The sequence below is a fragment of the Agrobacterium sp. CCNWLW155 genome, assembly GCF_036888815.1.
Classification (GTDB): Bacteria; Pseudomonadota; Alphaproteobacteria; order Rhizobiales; family Rhizobiaceae; genus Agrobacterium; species Agrobacterium radiobacter.
Window position 1 is genome coordinate 1235597 of sequence record NZ_JBAKFW010000001.1, and the last position, 15775, is coordinate 1251371.

The 15775-nt window shown below is 55.3% G+C and carries 19 protein-coding genes; 9 read left to right on the forward strand and 10 right to left on the reverse strand.

All coding sequences use genetic code 11. From position 1 onward, the window contains the following. Positions 1-59: 59 nt before the first annotated feature. The 5 genes from V6S97_RS06180 to V6S97_RS06200 all read right to left on the reverse strand — a co-directional run bounded on the left by V6S97_RS06180 (position 60) and on the right by V6S97_RS06200 (position 4377). Complete coding sequence (locus tag V6S97_RS06180; protein WP_334426305.1) at positions 60-1424, reverse strand: DNA cytosine methyltransferase; 1365 nt, start codon at positions 1422-1424, stop codon at positions 60-62. Between the two features lie 63 nt (positions 1425-1487). Then, positions 1488-2210 carry an ssDNA-binding protein gene (locus tag V6S97_RS06185; protein WP_334426307.1) on the reverse strand — a complete coding sequence of 241 codons (723 nt, stop codon included), beginning with the start codon at positions 2208-2210 and terminating at the stop codon, positions 1488-1490. Between the two features lie 46 nt (positions 2211-2256). Beyond that, a complete protein-coding gene (locus V6S97_RS06190; RefSeq protein WP_334426309.1) occupies positions 2257-3555 on the reverse strand; it encodes a DUF2800 domain-containing protein in 1299 nt (432 codons plus the stop codon). Positions 3556-3558: 3 nt separating this feature from the next. Beyond that, the gene (locus V6S97_RS06195) at positions 3559-3750 is read right to left on the reverse strand and encodes a hypothetical protein (RefSeq protein ID WP_127756983.1); all 192 of its coding nucleotides are present in this window, start codon (positions 3748-3750) and stop codon (positions 3559-3561) included. 153 nt (positions 3751-3903) lie between these two features. Then, complete coding sequence (locus V6S97_RS06200) at positions 3904-4377, reverse strand: hypothetical protein (RefSeq protein WP_334426310.1); 474 nt, start codon at positions 4375-4377, stop codon at positions 3904-3906. Positions 4378-4546: 169 nt separating this feature from the next. Between V6S97_RS06200 and V6S97_RS06205 the strand changes: the two genes are divergently transcribed. From V6S97_RS06205 to V6S97_RS06245, 9 genes are all read left to right on the forward strand, one after another. Next, a complete protein-coding gene (locus V6S97_RS06205; protein ID WP_334426311.1) occupies positions 4547-4831 on the forward strand; it encodes a hypothetical protein in 285 nt (94 codons plus the stop codon). Between the two features lie 19 nt (positions 4832-4850). Further along, the gene (locus tag V6S97_RS06210) at positions 4851-7265 is read left to right on the forward strand and encodes a VapE domain-containing protein (protein ID WP_334426312.1); all 2415 of its coding nucleotides are present in this window, start codon (positions 4851-4853) and stop codon (positions 7263-7265) included. A 904-nt stretch (positions 7266-8169) separates the two neighbouring features. Beyond that, positions 8170-8355: a hypothetical protein gene (locus tag V6S97_RS06215; protein WP_334426313.1), complete on the forward strand. Its 186-nt coding sequence runs from the start codon at positions 8170-8172 to the stop codon at positions 8353-8355. A gap of 121 nt (positions 8356-8476) precedes the next feature. Then, positions 8477-8833, forward strand: coding sequence for a hypothetical protein (locus V6S97_RS06220; protein ID WP_334426315.1), 357 nt, complete (start codon positions 8477-8479; stop codon positions 8831-8833). Between the two features lie 54 nt (positions 8834-8887). After that, the gene (locus tag V6S97_RS06225) at positions 8888-10240 is read left to right on the forward strand and encodes a DUF3560 domain-containing protein (RefSeq protein WP_334426316.1); all 1353 of its coding nucleotides are present in this window, start codon (positions 8888-8890) and stop codon (positions 10238-10240) included. Further along, the gene (locus V6S97_RS06230) at positions 10240-10845 is read left to right on the forward strand and encodes a methyltransferase type 11 (RefSeq protein WP_334426317.1); all 606 of its coding nucleotides are present in this window, start codon (positions 10240-10242) and stop codon (positions 10843-10845) included. Before V6S97_RS06225 ends, V6S97_RS06230 begins: the two co-directional genes overlap by 1 nt. A 27-nt stretch (positions 10846-10872) precedes the next feature. Further along, positions 10873-11028 carry a hypothetical protein gene (locus V6S97_RS06235; RefSeq protein ID WP_334426318.1) on the forward strand — a complete coding sequence of 52 codons (156 nt, stop codon included), beginning with the start codon at positions 10873-10875 and terminating at the stop codon, positions 11026-11028. 59 nt (positions 11029-11087) lie between these two features. Next, positions 11088-11264, forward strand: coding sequence for a hypothetical protein (locus tag V6S97_RS06240; protein ID WP_334426320.1), 177 nt, complete (start codon positions 11088-11090; stop codon positions 11262-11264). Next, positions 11261-12436, forward strand: coding sequence for a helicase HerA-like domain-containing protein (locus V6S97_RS06245; protein WP_334426321.1), 1176 nt, complete (start codon positions 11261-11263; stop codon positions 12434-12436). Before V6S97_RS06240 ends, V6S97_RS06245 begins: the two co-directional genes overlap by 4 nt. A 32-nt stretch (positions 12437-12468) precedes the next feature. Here V6S97_RS06245 and V6S97_RS06250 read toward each other — a convergent pair whose 3' ends face one another. The 5 genes from V6S97_RS06250 to V6S97_RS06270 form a co-directional block, all read right to left on the reverse strand. Next, positions 12469-12654, reverse strand: a complete 186-nt coding sequence (locus tag V6S97_RS06250; protein WP_334426322.1) for a helix-turn-helix transcriptional regulator — start codon at positions 12652-12654, stop codon at positions 12469-12471. Further along, positions 12654-13202 (reverse strand): hypothetical protein, encoded by a 549-nt coding sequence (locus tag V6S97_RS06255; protein ID WP_334426324.1) that lies wholly within the window; start codon positions 13200-13202, stop codon positions 12654-12656. The genes V6S97_RS06250 and V6S97_RS06255 overlap by 1 nt, the downstream gene beginning before the upstream one ends. A gap of 423 nt (positions 13203-13625) precedes the next feature. Continuing rightward, a complete protein-coding gene (locus tag V6S97_RS06260) occupies positions 13626-14090 on the reverse strand; it encodes a hypothetical protein (protein WP_334426325.1) in 465 nt (154 codons plus the stop codon). Positions 14091-14128: 38 nt separating this feature from the next. After that, a complete protein-coding gene (locus V6S97_RS06265) occupies positions 14129-14587 on the reverse strand; it encodes a hypothetical protein (RefSeq protein ID WP_334426326.1) in 459 nt (152 codons plus the stop codon). A gap of 468 nt (positions 14588-15055) precedes the next feature. Next, complete coding sequence (locus V6S97_RS06270) at positions 15056-15277, reverse strand: hypothetical protein (protein WP_334426328.1); 222 nt, start codon at positions 15275-15277, stop codon at positions 15056-15058. Between the last annotated feature and the right edge of the window lie 498 nt (positions 15278-15775).

Here is a 15775-nt window from a genome sequence, read left to right on the forward strand (position 1 = left end):
TGGAGGGTCTTCCGAGGAGAAAGCGCACCCACTCTCGGGATGAACGTAGTAAAAGCGGCTCACAGCAAGTCTCCGATCAACTCCGCCGTCACGCGGCGAGCATCCAAATGAGCAAAGAAGTCGGCACAGGCTTCGATGAAGACGCGCGTCGCTTCGGCGTCGACGGCGTTCCCGTAACCTTTGAGCATTCCTTGGCGCGACTTGCCTTCAAAGGCGCTGCCAGATCCCAAACGGAAGGCAGACCCATCAACCAGCGGGAATGTGCCGGGTTCAACTGCCCTCCACTTGTCATCTCGGCAGAAGAGCCAATCAGCATCTCGCCAAATACCGTTAGTCGGGCCGGGCCGTTTAATTCGGCCCACAAAGCCTGTACCGACGCGTCCGTCAGAGTGAGACCGAACCCCTTCGCCTGCCGGGCTTCCAACATCTCGCCTTTGCCGTTGTTGGTCGTCGTCGTCGTCGTGGGCCAACCGCTGAGTATCATCGAATCCGCGTATGGCTGCCGGCCGATCTCGTTGCCAGCTTTGAGGGCCTGCCCGATATCCTGCTCTGTCACCATCGACGCGGTCATGGTGGGCCAGCCCGCCAAATTCGCCTGTCTCGGAAGCTGATCCAGCCGCTCTTTCCCGTTGTCCGGCCTCGGAGCTATATCCGCCCCCGAGTCTTTCCAGTCTCGCGCCGAGGCTGTCGTCCAGCCCGATAGCGCCGCTGTCGTCGGGAGCGACAATCCTCCCGAGTTCTCCCTGTTCATCACGGCAAAGTCCGGACCCGAAGTCCTGTCCGACGTGCGGCTGGTCGGCCAGCCGCATAGAGCCACGTCCGCTGAAAGCGCTCCGTTGGCTTGATTTGGTCCACCGTTCGAACCGTCTGTCGCTCGCGGTGTGTTGAACCCGACCTGCGGCAGATCGAATATCGTAGGCACTGAAACGGAGTCTTTGCCGGATGTGCGGTGCGCCACTGCCCGCAGAGCAGGTATCAACCGCCCCGATGGCGTAGCTCGCCGCTTCCAGGTCAGTTTGTATAAGGTCGAGCCAACCGAGGCCGTCAGCGCTTGCAACCTGCTCTCCAAGAACGATGTCAGGGCGGCACTCTCCGATGAGATGGAGGAACGCAGGCCATAAATGCCGCTCGTCATCCATCCCTGCTCCTTTGCCTGCCGCGGAGAAAGGTTGGCAGGGACAGCTTCCAGTCCAAACTGCAGTATCATCCGAGATGCCAGCGCAACGGAGGGAGTAACTCCACACTCCGATGCCAGCGAAAAGATGAATTTGTCGAAATCCTCTAAGGTCATCCCCACGCAGATCTTCGATGCTTCGTCGATCGACAATGCCCGGCGCAATGACTCCAAGGGCAATAAGGTTTTCGAGCCAGTCTGCGGCGTGGTCGTCGTTTTCGTTGTAGAGGGCATACGGCTTCGCACCCATGGCTCAAGAATTCCTCTCGAAAGTTGAAACTGGCGACAAAGAAATGCCGCCAGTTTCCTCGGATCAGAAGTCGAAGTCGTCAGACGCCGAAGTCTTGCTTTCCGATCCCGTGGAAGGTCCGTTGTCGAAGCTGTCGTCTTCTTCGAGGTCATCGAAGTCGTCGGCGTCGACGTAGATGCCGCCGCCCATGCGCTCGCCTTCTTCGTGAGAGCGGATAGCTTCTGCCGACGAGAAAATACCGCGCGAACCCTTATCCGTGCCGAAGAATGAGACGATTACGTCGCCGAAGACGCCACCGTAGAAGATATCGAGGATTTCGCTCTCCTCGAACACCTTGCCGGCCTTCAACTGCTCGGCAGTTGCTTGGTCTCGAAGGCAACGCTTGCGACGATCGAGCAACTTCGGACGCTTCTGGCCCGCAGAAGGACCGGATGCAGAGAAGGCGTAGTTACCCTCGTAACCCGTATAAACCTTGCCTTCTTTGTTCTTGAACTTCTCGCCCTTTCGGAAGCAGACACGCTTGGGGTTATCCTCCATGATGTCCTTGTACGCGTCAGGGTTCTTCCAAGCCTTCTCCCCGGCTGCGCGGAGCGCGGCCATGATCTTCTTGTGGTTCTCCTCGTAGTAGGGAGAATCCTTTTCGTTGATGATATTCAACCCGTGCTTCGGCAGGGCGTTCGGATCATCGCTCGTCTTCTTTTTGTCCTTGAGCGAGTCGGTGAAGGAGAGACGTACCCGCTTCAGTTGGACAGTGCGGCCATCAGTGGCCTTATCTTCAATAGCCATTTTCTCAGTTTCCTGTTGTTCGGTAGTTCGGTTGCAGCGGCTGTGGTTAGTCGAGGTCGTCAAATTGATCCGCAATCGGCGTGACCTCTAACGCCGGTTTCGGGTGGTCAACGGGAACTAGTTTTGGCTTCCCGTCTGGTCGATCGACCAGTTCCTGCAGAGCTTCCCATGCCTCAGGGATGCCCTTTTTCCGTTTCCCCGGCTTCACGAGCTTGTCGATGGCAGTGAAACCGATCAGTTGCCGGGGCTTGTAAGCGTTTTCACCAAGGGCTCCGACCAGAATGGCTTCCGCCTCATCTGGTGCCGTGAAGTACCTGTCCCCTAGCCCGCCTTCGATCGCCTTTGAACCGGGATCGGGATCGCCATCCAGAGCGGCTTGAAGCGACTGCTGGTGCAATTCGGTAAGCCAGGCGCGAGCGGCCTTGGCATGGTGCACGATGTAGAATCGCAGCGCGCGCGGCATCTGTGCAGGATCTTTGAACTTCGGCTCTGGTTCACTTGGATCAAGCAGCGCACTGCCGAACATCTGCATCAGCCATTGATTGCGCGCCGCGCAACCGCGCTTCGTCTTGCGCACGGGGCACCAGCGGCAGCCCTTTGTCGACGGAACGAATTCCACGTCGCCGCGCTCGATCCGCGAGAATACGCGCTTCACTTCCTCGCCGAACTCCAGAAGCTCGTCGAGCGTGATTTCCCAAAACTTCATCCCGCCCGCGCGAGGTTGGTCGATGTTAAGAACAACATCCTCGACCTGCGGGCGACCAAGGTGCTCCCAAGCGCCGAGGGCGTAGAGACGGAGCTGCCTCGTGCCGACAACCTCGACTGGCTCCCCTGCCCCATCCTTGTAGTCGCTGACGCCGAGCATCTTTCGGTACAAGAATGCAGTGTCGCAGGTGCCAAACTGACCGGGCAGCCAATGCGACAGGTCAACTCGTATCTCAACGAGCGGATTGTTGGTGTGCTGGCGGATCCAGTCGATACCCGCAACGAGACGATCAGCCATATGGTCGTCAATCTTGAACGAATGACCGTCGGCTGTCAGCGTGGCGCCGACGAAATGATGCGGGTCGCATCCAAGATCAAGGCAATGCTCCCTGATCTCATGCATAACGGTCCCTTCGGCCGAATAGGCGGTGGAGTCCCTGCTCAGGTCAAGCGTCTCGCCCTCATAGGCCGAATAATCCTGCTCATCCTCATCGTCGACGACGGGCGCATCGCAATCTTCATCAAGATCGCTTTCGCTCAACTCACCCTTGGCGACCAAATGGTCGATCAGCGCGACCGAAGCCGTGCAGGTCATCCACCGATCCGCCGATGAGGGTGATAATCGAGCGTGCGCCTTCATGGGTCAGTCCATCCGGGCGCGGACGAAACAATCCTTCGCCTCAAGAAGATGACGCAGGCCGGCAGATTTCTCCGGGCCGTCGGGCAGTTCTTCTTCCATCGCACGTGCCAACGACGCGCATTGACGCGAGACTTCCTTGAGACCGGGGTCGCGAAGGTGCTCGAACGTGAAATACTTCATAATGGGGGAAGGCATGTCTTTCTCCTGAAGGCGTTTGGGGAGGAAGCGCAGAGGTGGGAGGCGGTGGGAACCTGGACCACTCTGTCGGGAGGAGGAGAACATTGCAGTCCTACTCTGCGCTTCCCGCCGAAACGCCCCCGACCGAAGTCGGAGAGCGTTGGCGCCGGATCAGTCCAGGAGGTCGTCTTCAGCCTTTTTCGGCGTCGTGATGTCGCCCTTTTCCTTGAGCTTCGCGATCTGAGACTTGAAGAGATCGTGAGCTTCGGGCTGGATTGTGCTGAAGAGGCCCTTGCCGGCTTCAACCTTCGGATCGCGGATTTTTTCGTGGTTGAGAAGCGCCTTGACCTTCTCCTTACGGGCAGCGCGCTCTTCTTCGCGATCGCTGGCGCCGATATAGTCGCTGGCGGCATCGGTCAGCGCCTCGATCGGATTAACACGGTCCTCGGGGCTCTCGCTGATCGCACCCTTGTCGGCGGCGGGCTTTTCAGCCTCTTTGGTCTTCGTCGCCGACTTGGACCCGGTCGCGGCGGCTGCCGTGGTCTTTTCGATGGCGTCGGCGCGCAGATCATGCAGTGCCTGGGTAATAACGGTCAGCTTGCTGACGGCAGCAGTCAGTTCGGAAATGGTTGCTTCTAAGCTCATTGATGTCTCCATTGGTTCGGCGGTCAATTACACTTCTCTCGTGTAATTTCGATTTTTATGGCACGACACCGGGTAACTTGCAACACTTTGTTGGAATTATTTCTCACCTATGTTGAAATTTAGAAATGAGGCGACTAAGGTGCCTCCATGTTTCATTAGGGGTTCGAATATGGATCAGCCTGCCAATACCAAAGAGCTGTATGAGGGTGAGCTTTACAGCCTCCTGCGCGATAAGCTGCCGTCGGAGTATGTTCACGACGGCAAGGTAAACACGCGCCTTTTAAGCGAAGCCACTGAAAACGCTCGCTTCACCATTTATCGCTGGTTCCACGAGAACAAGTTATCTCCAAAGGCGATCAAGTCGCTTCTCGAAGTTTCAGCGAAGGCCGATCGACCGGAGGAAAAGGACCGACTCACCAAGAATGACCTGATTCCGTTCCTCCCCATCCCCTGATCGAACGGGACAGTAATCCATGCTCACCGAAAACCTCGCTCTCATCGAAGCGGGCGCCGCGCTGCATTGGCTGCGACCTCGCGACAAGATGCCGATCGAAGATCACTGGTCCTCCGCACCGCGCTACTCGGCCGAGCAGCTTCGAAACAGCTACCGTCAGGGCAACAACGTAGGTCTTAGAACCGGCGAACCGTCTCGGATTGACGGGTTGTATCTGCATGTCATCGACCTGGACATTCGCAAGCCTGAAAAAGCGAGTGAGGCATGGGTAGCGCTGGTCGAAATGATGCCGGCAGCTAAATCCCTGCCACGGGTCATCTCAGGATCAGGAGGCGAAAGCCGTCACATCTATTTCCTCTCGACCGAGGCGCTCGCCAGCAAAAAGCTGCACAAGTCCGACGGTTTCGAGATGGTGTTCGATCCGAAGAAGGGTCGCGACGTAAAGAAGAACGACTGGGAAATCGACCTCAAGGGCACCGGCACCCAAGTCGCTATCCCCCCTTCCATTCACCCTGACACCGGGAAACCGTATCGATGGGAACGCCCGCTCGATCTGGATTTCACCGAGCTTATGGTCGCGAAGATCAGCGGCGCGCGCGCTGTTGCAGCGGAACCTGATGACGACGACCTGTTCGCGATTGTCCGCGCCGACCCGCTCGACATCGACGATGAGGAAATTCAAGCCATCCTCGACGACCTTCCCGAAGACTGGGTCGAGGATCGCGACTACTGGCTCACCGTCGGCATGGCCTTCCATCACCAGTTCCGTGGCGAAGATGAAGGGTTCGAGGCCTGGTGTGACTGGTCAGAGCAATCGGCCAAGTTCGACCGCAAATATTCCGAGGTCAGGTGGAATTCCTTCAAGGGCAAACCGCACCCGGTCACCTTCCGCACGCTAATCCAGGCCGCCAACAGCAACCGCATGTCACAGGATCTCGATCTCGACATCGAAACTGACTTTGACAAGCCTGCCGTTGATCTGTCCGACCTCTTAGGCGACGCGCCCTCCCCAGTTCCCGCGAAAGCGGAGATTGTCGACGAGATCGACCCCAACTGGATGCAGCGCTTCCATCGCAATGAAGAAGGCGAGTTAAAAACCACTCTTCCGAACATCAATCTGATTGTCGAGAACGACCTACGCGTCCGCGGTATCGCCCATTTTAACGAGTTTTCACAGGAAGTGGTGCTCCGGGCTTCGCCGAAGCGCGCGAAAAAGAAACGCGATGCGGCCTACGAGCCGGTCAATCTGGACAGTTCGATCTGGAAGGTGAAAGACGAGCTTAACGGTGACAACTGGACCGACAGCCACGATATCGCCATCCGATCGCTGATCGAGACCAAAACACAGCTTCAAGGCTACGGCATCAAGGTCTCCGACCGCGATTTACGTGGTGCGATCGATATGGCAGCCCATAAGCGCTCATTCCATCCGGTCAAAGAAGTGATCACGTCTGTTACCTGGGACGGTGTGCCGCGCGCGGAAACTATGTTCATCGATTATCTCGGGTGCGAGGACAACACCTATAACCGACAGGCTGCCCTCCTCACTCTCGTCGGCGCCGTTGCCCGCATATTTCAGCCCGGCCACAAGTTCGATTTCGTCCCGATTCTTGAAGGTGTCCAGGGCAAGGGTAAATCCACCTTCATCGAGGTCCTCGGGCTCCAATGGTATGGTGAACTGACAGGTGATGTCGGTGATCCGAAGCAGATGATCGAGGTGATGCAGGGCAAATGGATCCTCGAATTGGGCGAGCTTTCAGCCATGCAGCGGTCAGAGGTCAACGACCTGAAGGCGTTCGTCAGCCGCACGCACGATAAAGCCCGCCTGGCGTGGGAGAAGCGCGCGAAAGAGTTCGGCCGCCAGTGCATCTTCATCGGTTCAACCAACGACCGCGAATACCTGCGAGACCAGACCGGTGGCCGGCGTTTCTGGCCGATTGTCTGCAACCTCCCCGGTGACAAGCAGATCGACAACCTGAAATTCCGCGCCAACGTCATGCAGATTTGGGCGGAAGCGGTATCGATTTATCAGCAGATGATGAAGCAATACGCCTATCTGCCGACCCTACCGCTCTACATGCAGGACGAAGCTGCTCAGATAGCCCACGAGATGCAGGAAAGCCGTCGTGTCGAGACTTCCGAAGAGACACTGGCTGGCGAAATTGCCGCCTGGCTGGACACTCCGCTAGGGGCCGAATTCGAAGACCTGGACGACGATCTGCCAAAGATCTACCGCGAAGATACCTGCATCGCCCAGATATGGCGAGAGATGATGGGACGCGACGGTTCCGTTCCTCATACCGAAACGATCAAGATCGGCCGCGCGATGCAGATCGTAGGTTGGGACAGATCAAAGGGAATGGTGACAGGTCTCGAGATCAATAAAAAATACGGAAAATGCCGCGTTTATACGCGACCCGACGAAATTGATTAGGATCGAACTTCGATTTTATCGCATTTGACCCCGCTACGGCGGGGTTTTTGCTGAGATGCGCTGTATCCTATTTCCTCGGCAAATGCGCTGTATCGCATCCTTAAACGACCGATACAGTAGGGGCTAAGGCAACTGTATCGGGCAACTGTATCGCAAATACGCATTAAAAATCAGTATGTTATCTCGTCTGATACAGTTGATACAGTCAATACATACGGATTCCTATATCTTTTCCTTATTTACCCCTTTTTGCTTTTACCACTGGTTCGTGCTCCGCACTGATTATACCTCTCTATAAACAACTATATAGAATCCTACTGTATCAACTGACTCACTGTATCAACCATTGATTTTAAAGGGAAATTTCCGATACAGTTGCCCGATACAGTCTAAATCCAACTGTATCAGCCGCTTCACCGATCGATTTTATCCCATTTTCTCGCCTGAACGTTACAACATTACGCCTCAAAAGTCGTTTCGTTGCCGAAATTTTCAAATTGCGCGTGAATCGCGGTCGGTGCCTCCCGCCCCCTCGGCGCCACCCCCAGGAAGGACCCAAAGCCACTATGTCATTGTTTTAATTGATCATTTAGCGATAATCGATCCTATCACATGATGCGATACAGCCCATTTGCACCTTATCGAGACGCATTGAGACACGCTGCTCCGCTGCAGTAACGCTGAGACGCACAGAGACAGTGACGCCAGCGCAACAGACGCATTGAGACGCAGCAACATGTATCGTCGAGGATGTAAGCAGGAAGGCGGGCAGCAATGGCCCTCATTGTATCCGGCAGCCGTGAACCAGGCCGAACAGACTAACTTTCACTTTTAATGTGAATGTCTCTTGCGCTTCGCATATTTCACGTTTAGATTGGAATTATCGAAACGGAGACGTACCCGAATGACTTTGAAGGTCGCGAAGATTAAGTATCAAGACGGCTGGCGCTTTTATTCTGTTGTTGCTGGTGAAATAGGCGTCAACAAATTGCGCCGACCAAAATTCTTCCCCAAAGCATGCCGACTCAACTCGACATGGATGACGCGTCCAGAGGCTGCGGAACTCATACGAGATTCAAGAAAGGCATGATCCACCCGCTTTTATTACCGCTCACCCTGCCCGCAGTCCTGTTAGCAGGTCTCCAGTTTGGCCAGCTCATAGCACCGCTTTTTCTGTAACCACGTTTTCAACTTAAAAGAGGAATTCGACTATGAAATATATCGAATTGAAGGCCACGTCTAAACGGATATCGTTATTAACCTATGTGCAGGGAGTTCGGCAGGCCATCGCCAGCCCTGCGCAGACGTTCAAGCATGGCCTTACCACGTGGTGGCCTGTTACCGGCGCTGATATCCGCCGCGAGTTTCGGGACGGGATTACCGAACGCATCAACCGCCATCTGCCCGGCTATGGGGTCGGGCGCAAATATTCCGATGACTGGCAAAGGTCGGCGTCTCGGGTTGCTACCAATCTAAACGGCCAGCGCATCCTTACAATGCTAAATCAATGCCCAAAAGAGTTGCGACGGCGCCTGTCGCATCGCCTCTACCGCATTGAAGATTTGTAAACGGCAAGAGCCTTCGTTTGCGCTAACTTTCACGTTTTAAGAGGAATTCGAGATATGACCATTTCCGCCACGTATAGCCCCGAAGATAACAAGTTGCGTCTTTACGCTTCCACCCGTCTTGATGCGGAAACCTATGCACGCGTAAAGGCTGCCGGTTTTTCGTGGGCTCCGAAACAGGAGCTTTTCGTTGCGCCAAAATGGACGCCTGACCGGGAAGATTTGGCGCTTGAACTAGCGGGCGAAATCGAGCCCGAAGAGATGACGCTTGCCGAACGCGCACAACTTAAGGCGGACCGGCTGGACGGTATCGCGCACAAGCGGGCGCAACAGGCAAACGCTTTTCAGGCCGCTGCGAATGAGCTTTCCGAAGCTTTCTATATGGGGCAGCCTATCCTTGTCGGGCACCATTCCGAACGGAAGGCCCGGAAGACGCAAGAGCGGATGCACTCCGCTATGACGAACGCGGTTAAGGCGTCCAAGGCTGCCAATTACTGGCTCTATCGTGCGTCGGGTGTTGAGCATTACGCCAACATGAAAAATGACCCGCGAGTCCGGGCGAACCGCATCAAAACGTTGCTGGCCGAATTGCGCGACCTGCAGCGCGACATCAACCATGCAAATCTGTGCTTGAAGGTGTGGGCGAAAATCACCGAAGATGAAAAAATTCGAACCGCCATCGATATGGGCGTGCTCGAAACCGGTTCGCTTGCTCCGTACAGCCTTCATAGCACCATTCGTGAAAAGGGCTGGAGCATGCAGGAAGCCCGCGCCGCCTGCATCGCGGGCGCGGAACGCGTCGTTAACAGTGCCAAGCGCCGTCGCTGGATCGAACATATTCTGAACCGCTTGAGCTATGAGCGCGAATTGTTAGGGTCCGTGCAACGCTTTGAAGGCCCCATTACGCCCGTCATCATTCAGGCGTTCGCCCGTGAACACGGCGCCCACAAGCCGCAAGCAACGAAGGTCGACGGCGACGCCTTCCAACTCGAAAGTAAAGTTGCTTTGCCGCTTCATTTGGCGGATGGCGTTTCGCTCGAGATGTCGGCAGACGAATGGCGCGACCTTATGCATTCCGTTGGTTACGAAGTGCCAGCGAAGAAAGACGCCCTGCCGCCTATTCTCAATTTCCGGGCACCGAAATTCTATTGCTATGCCGGGTGGAACGGGAAGGAATTGCGGGAATTCCAACAGGTCGAAATGACAAAGGCACAATACGGCAAAATCAGTTCTGAATGCAGGGGCACGCGCACGTCGATTTGTGGGGAATATCGTTTCAAAATCTGCCCTAACCCGTTCCACGAAGGGCCCGGCTATTCCCGCCCGTGGGTTGCGGTATTTCTGACGGATTCGAAAGAGCATGCCCGCCCGGAAAGCTATACTGAAATGCAGCCGAAGGAGTCCGTGTAATGGCGCGGCCTTCTATCTATTCCCGCCCTGCAAAACCTATGTTTGTTCCGGTTCAACAGCGGACGGATTTTGCAGAAATCAAGCCCGGCACCATTCCCGAACCCGTCGCCGTTGACGCGGCCACCGAATGCCACATTACGCCCGACGACGTGGCGGCGCGCATGGTCGAATACCTTGGCCCGCGAGGCGACTATCTGACATTGGAGCCAAGCGCGGGAACCGGGCAACTTGTGCGCGCCTTGCTTGCGGCCGGTCACAGTGACTGTGAGCTGACCATGGTCGAACGTCACATAAAACTGGCGAACGAATTGCGCCGGTTAGGCCCTGTCATTAACCGCTGCTTTCTCGAATATACGGCGGATGCGCGCGGAAAGGTCGAATTCCCGCGCATCATCATGAACCCGCCATTCAGCCAAGTGCGAAAGCACATCGCCGCGGCTGTCTCACTTATGGGCAGAAATGGACACTCTGAACCCGCGACCCTGGTTGCGCTTGTACCCGTGACGTTCAGTCATCCAGACGCGGAAACCATGGAAACTTTGCCGTCGGATACGTTCGCCACGGCAAAGGTGAATACCAAAATCATTCGCATTCGTCGCGACTGACGTTTCACGTTTTAAGAGGAAATAGCCATGAATAGTTTCCAGAGATGGGCAAGCGATTATGCCCGCGCATTCGGCTTTGTCGTCAGTCTCAAAGGTAATTGGGTTGAGCTGCACAAAGGCGGAGAAACCATCGAATGCATGAGCGTCCAAGGCGTGCAGGCGGCTTGCGATAAAGCACAGTGACGTTTGGTTAGGCGCGTTCCAGCGGCGCGCCATTCCTAACTTCACACGGGAGTCGCGCCATGACAGAAAAACCAAAGGGTAAAGGCTGGAAACAGTACGTTTGCATAAATGCGACCGCCGCACCCTACCTCAAAGCCGGTGAAACTTATTGGCTTAGAAAGGTTCGAAACGGCTGGCTCGAGGATACCGGACTTTCGCGGTTTGCCGCCTTTCGCTTTGAAGAGGTAACAGCATGACTTATACCCTCCCTATCGGACCAGACGCACAGATTCCATATCGGTATCTGTCGCGCCATGTCGGCATTTTCGGCGCGACGGGCACGGGTAAAACCACGACGCTAGGAGCGATCGCGGAACGCTGCCCGTGTCCGGTTTTGGTGCTGGATGCAAAAGGCGACTTGGAGTCGCTAGGCTCCTCTTTGATTTGCCCGCAAATGCGCATCGATGATTTGGGGGCGGACTTGATTGCACGCGCCTTGAACCTGTCGGAAGCGCAAGCGGGCGCATTGACCATTGCTCTTGCATGGGCCGAAGATACCGGCCGCGCCGTCGCCACGCTGCAGGACTTGCGCCAGCTCTTGAACGACGCCACGCGGGCGAACCTTTCCGATTCCTATGGCCTCATATCGCCTGTTTCCGTTGCTGCCGTTCAACGCGCTATGTTGCGTCTCGAGCGCGGCGCGGCATGGGCTTTCGGCAGTGCGCGGCACGATCCAAGGGACACGAAAAGCATAACTGTCTATGCGGCCTCAGAACTAACCCACCTGCCCGGCCTCTACGGCGCATTTGTCGCGCATGTGCTGGATTCGCTTTACCGTGGACTCGGTGAAATTGGCGACGCTGGCACACCTGGACTCATGGTCTTGATAGATGAGGCACATTTGGTTTTCGACGGCGCAAGCCCGGCCATTGTGCAACGTATCGAGCAAATCACGCGGCTTATTCGATCCAAGGGAGTCGGCCTGATTTATGTGACGCAAGCGCCGTCTGACCTGCCGCACGTCATTAGCGGGCAATTGGCGACGCGGATTCAGCACGCTTTGCGCGGCGCGACTCCTGTCCACCAAAAGGCCTTGAAGGCGGCGGCGGACACCATGCCGGGCAATATCACGGCTGCCGACATTGCAGGACTTGGAACTGGGCAAGCGATTGTGTCTGTTCCGAATGCTGCCGGCGCTCCTATGCCGGCTTGCAAGGTTGCAGTGTCGCGCGGCTCCAAGCCGCTGCACAGCGTCGGCGTGGCGCGGCCTGCCGTTCAGCCTGCAACCGTGGCGACGGTATCGAGCGAAGCGACGTATGAGCCGGATCCAGGTCTATGGGAACGCTTGCGCGGAAAATGGTATTTCATGCCCGTGTCGATTGGCATTGTGTTGTATGGGCTTGCGGCGCTAACGAACGCTATGAGTTAAAGAAAAGCCCGGCTTCAAAGGCCGGGCTTAGTCTATTTTGATTGGTCCGTGGTTTCAGCAATCCATTTCTCAATGTCGCTGCTTTTCCAGACTGCAAACCGCCACGAGATGCGGGTTTGTTTGGGAAAGGTTCCCGCACGAATGCGACGGTAAATCTCGGCGCGGGATAACGTGGTGACTTTCGACACGTCGCCGACTCGCAATAGGCGCGTCTCCATTAGTAGCCCCTGATGCGACCCGTGGGCACAATCTGCCGTGCGTTCTGAGGTTCGCCAAAGGCCGCTATTTCCAGATTTTGCAGCCGCGTCATCAGCCCGGCAATGAGGCTTTCATGGTCCGTGCTGGCGTAAACAGATTCAAGATTTTCTTCGAATGAGAACTGAATTTGATTCCGTCGCCTTTGCGGCAATGAGCGGCGATGCTCTTTGACGTGAACGAGTTTGCCCTGCCGATACGCCATGAACACGTCAATCAAGAGCTTGCGGACTTGCGCGGCCTTCGGCGTGCGGGACAGTGCACAAATAACAAGCGCCTGCCCTTCGTTGAGATAATAAGCTTTGCCGGGGCGACCACCTTGTGTTCCGGGGTTTTCCGTACGGCACGGAAAACCGCCGTAGGTTTCTAATTCGTCACGGTTGCGGGCAATTATTTCCCGGATATCTGCCGGTCGTTTGAAATCGAGCCTTTCGGCAAGTTCGATATCGCGAATACGCGGTTCATCATCGAATTCGATCAACGAAACTGTAGGAATAAGAGTGCTTAACATTTCAAGGTTCTCCAATTGAGGTGAACCCGGTTCCACGCTCTCAATCGTGGTGGCCGGGCGTCAACGGGTTGAGAGACCGGAATTGGAGTACCGGCAAGCCTCACGGCTTCCCATTGCGCCCGACCATAGAAAAAGCGCCCGTAGACGGTTCTCTAAGGCGCTTGTGCGCTCCAATTTGGCGGCTCTCAACCCGCACCGCGACTCCGTCACGGCACGATTAGGGAAGCGCAAATCGGCGCATATTACAAGCCCTATCATCTAAGAAAATAAATTTCAACTCTATCGTGAAATTTTTATTTCATATGTTATGTTATCACATATCATGGCGGATTTCGTCGCGAAAAACCGGTCGCTCTACACCACCTGTATCCGACTACGTTAAAACGCCCTCGGAGAAATCTGCACCTAGGAGAAATCTACATATCACTCGAAAGCTGTTTCCAGTCTCTTCACCAGGAGACCTAGGGTCAACCTTTTTGCGCCTTGTATCGCGCCGGCGTCTTCCAGTTTTTTCATTTCGGTGTACTGGTCGGCCGTCAAGAAATTCAGTTCGTCATCCAACGCCCTCACGCCATCCACGTCACCGGAAAACGCTTTCGCAACACGGCGCGACGCCGTTCTCGTGGAGGTTCGTTCCATTGCACTTAGCAGGCCTGAGGCAAGTACGAGGTTGCTCATATCTGCCGGATCAAAAGGAAGAAGTGTTTTAATGGTCGCATATGCGTCGTCCTCGGTGGCCCCATACTTCACGAGAATGTTCGCCATCTTTGAGAGGAAGGCAGGGTCGTGAGCGGGACCGTCCACCGAAAATTTGACCATGGGCGAAAAATCTGATGCCGAGAATGGCTCCGCCGCCCATGCAGAAGTGGAAACAACAGTCGCCAGCAAGACCCCTCGGAGAAATCTCATCATACCTACCCCGCGCTCTATCGATAAAAATCGGCGACGCATTGGCCGATCGCCTTTGATGATCCGTTCAGCGAAAATTTCGCGGCATCGCCGTTTTTGAATTTCACATGCACGGAGCTGTGAGTTTTCAGCTTCTTGATGACAGTATCGTAAGTCGCCGCACACGCCCGGCAGTCCGACTTGATCCGCCCGTCCCACAAGGAGTAATCCTCGGGCGGCTCGCCATCAAACGTTAGCTGGACAGAACTGTCTTTCGAGCTGTCGCCGGCAAGTGTAAAGGAGATTGCGGTAGCATTCCTGTCAGCCCCCTCATCGCACGTCACGTATATCTGATTGCCGGCGCCACGAGTAATAACTGCCTCGGCCACCCCCATGCCCCATCCGGATTCCCATCGATCGTCGTTTCCAAACGCCAACGCAGCACCGGGAGCTGCGAGAAGTGCGACACTAAGTGCACCTCGGAGAAATCTCATCATCTCCATCCCTCCCCCTCGGAGAAAAATCAATATGCAGATGCGGCACGAACTTTCGTGAGATACTTCAATCGCTCGATGCGATCTTCCGTTAAGCGACCGACGATAGGACCCGCGCCATCATCCTCGCGCACGCAGAAGTACTCTGGCGCCCACGGTAATATCGCCATTCGGTCAAGTATGAAACACGTGTGTCGGAGGAGGCCGCACTTATCGATTTCGCCTGAATTTTGAATGTGCAGATCGTACGGCGCGGACAAAGGGTTCTCGCGCGTGGTGCCGTAAGCAACCTCGACGTAAATGAGACCTTGGTCAGACTCTATCCAGCGCCTAACGAGCGCGGGCCGGGATTTTGGGCCCGGCCTTTTTGGATTCTCACGTTCCGGGAAATTACACCAGACTATATCCAGTGGTTGTGGATGCGGTTGCGTGTCTAGATCATAGAATTTATCAGCAGACACGCGGCACCGATCACCAAGCAGCTTCGCTCGACTTGACGAACTTCGGCGTGCCGAAGTGCTTCGCGGCATGCGCGTGCAGGAAGTCGATATCTTCCTGGGTAACTACGTCGTTGTAATCTGTGATGTTGGACACTACGTCCATTGCGGTGGATGACTCGTACGCCATTACGACGGTTTTGTGCTCGTCTTGTCCGACGTGCGTCTCGCATACTACGGCCTGAACTCGTGACATTGTCACCTCCGTTGTACTGAACTAAGTGGGAGTAAACGTCATCGCGACGGTCTCGTTCCACGTTCAGTTGTGTCTGTTTTATTATTCTCACGTTTATTCTTGGTAAACGTTTGTAGGCAGTTTTCGTAGTAGCACTACGTGTACGTGTGTTCTTGCGTCCTATCACTCCTTTGTCAATCAACATAATGACGATTGCGTCAACTTCAATTGATTTGAGCGGTTTCTGCCACACATTAACGACAATTAATTATCGTTGCCTACGGTCGATAATCCCTTCTAGTTAGGGATTATGGCGATTTTAAATTGCGTCAGGCTTGCGCCGCCAACAGTTGCAAATGTTTGCAATTAATTGCACGTCGATCGTTTGCTGTCAGTGTCTTGTACCTCATGCCGTCCCTCTTGAAAACGCGGCAGACTGCGCAACATCAACCAAACTTTGCCCCGTTACCTCGCATGGTGACCACCTCGGAGAAATATCAATTATTTTCACTTCTCGAT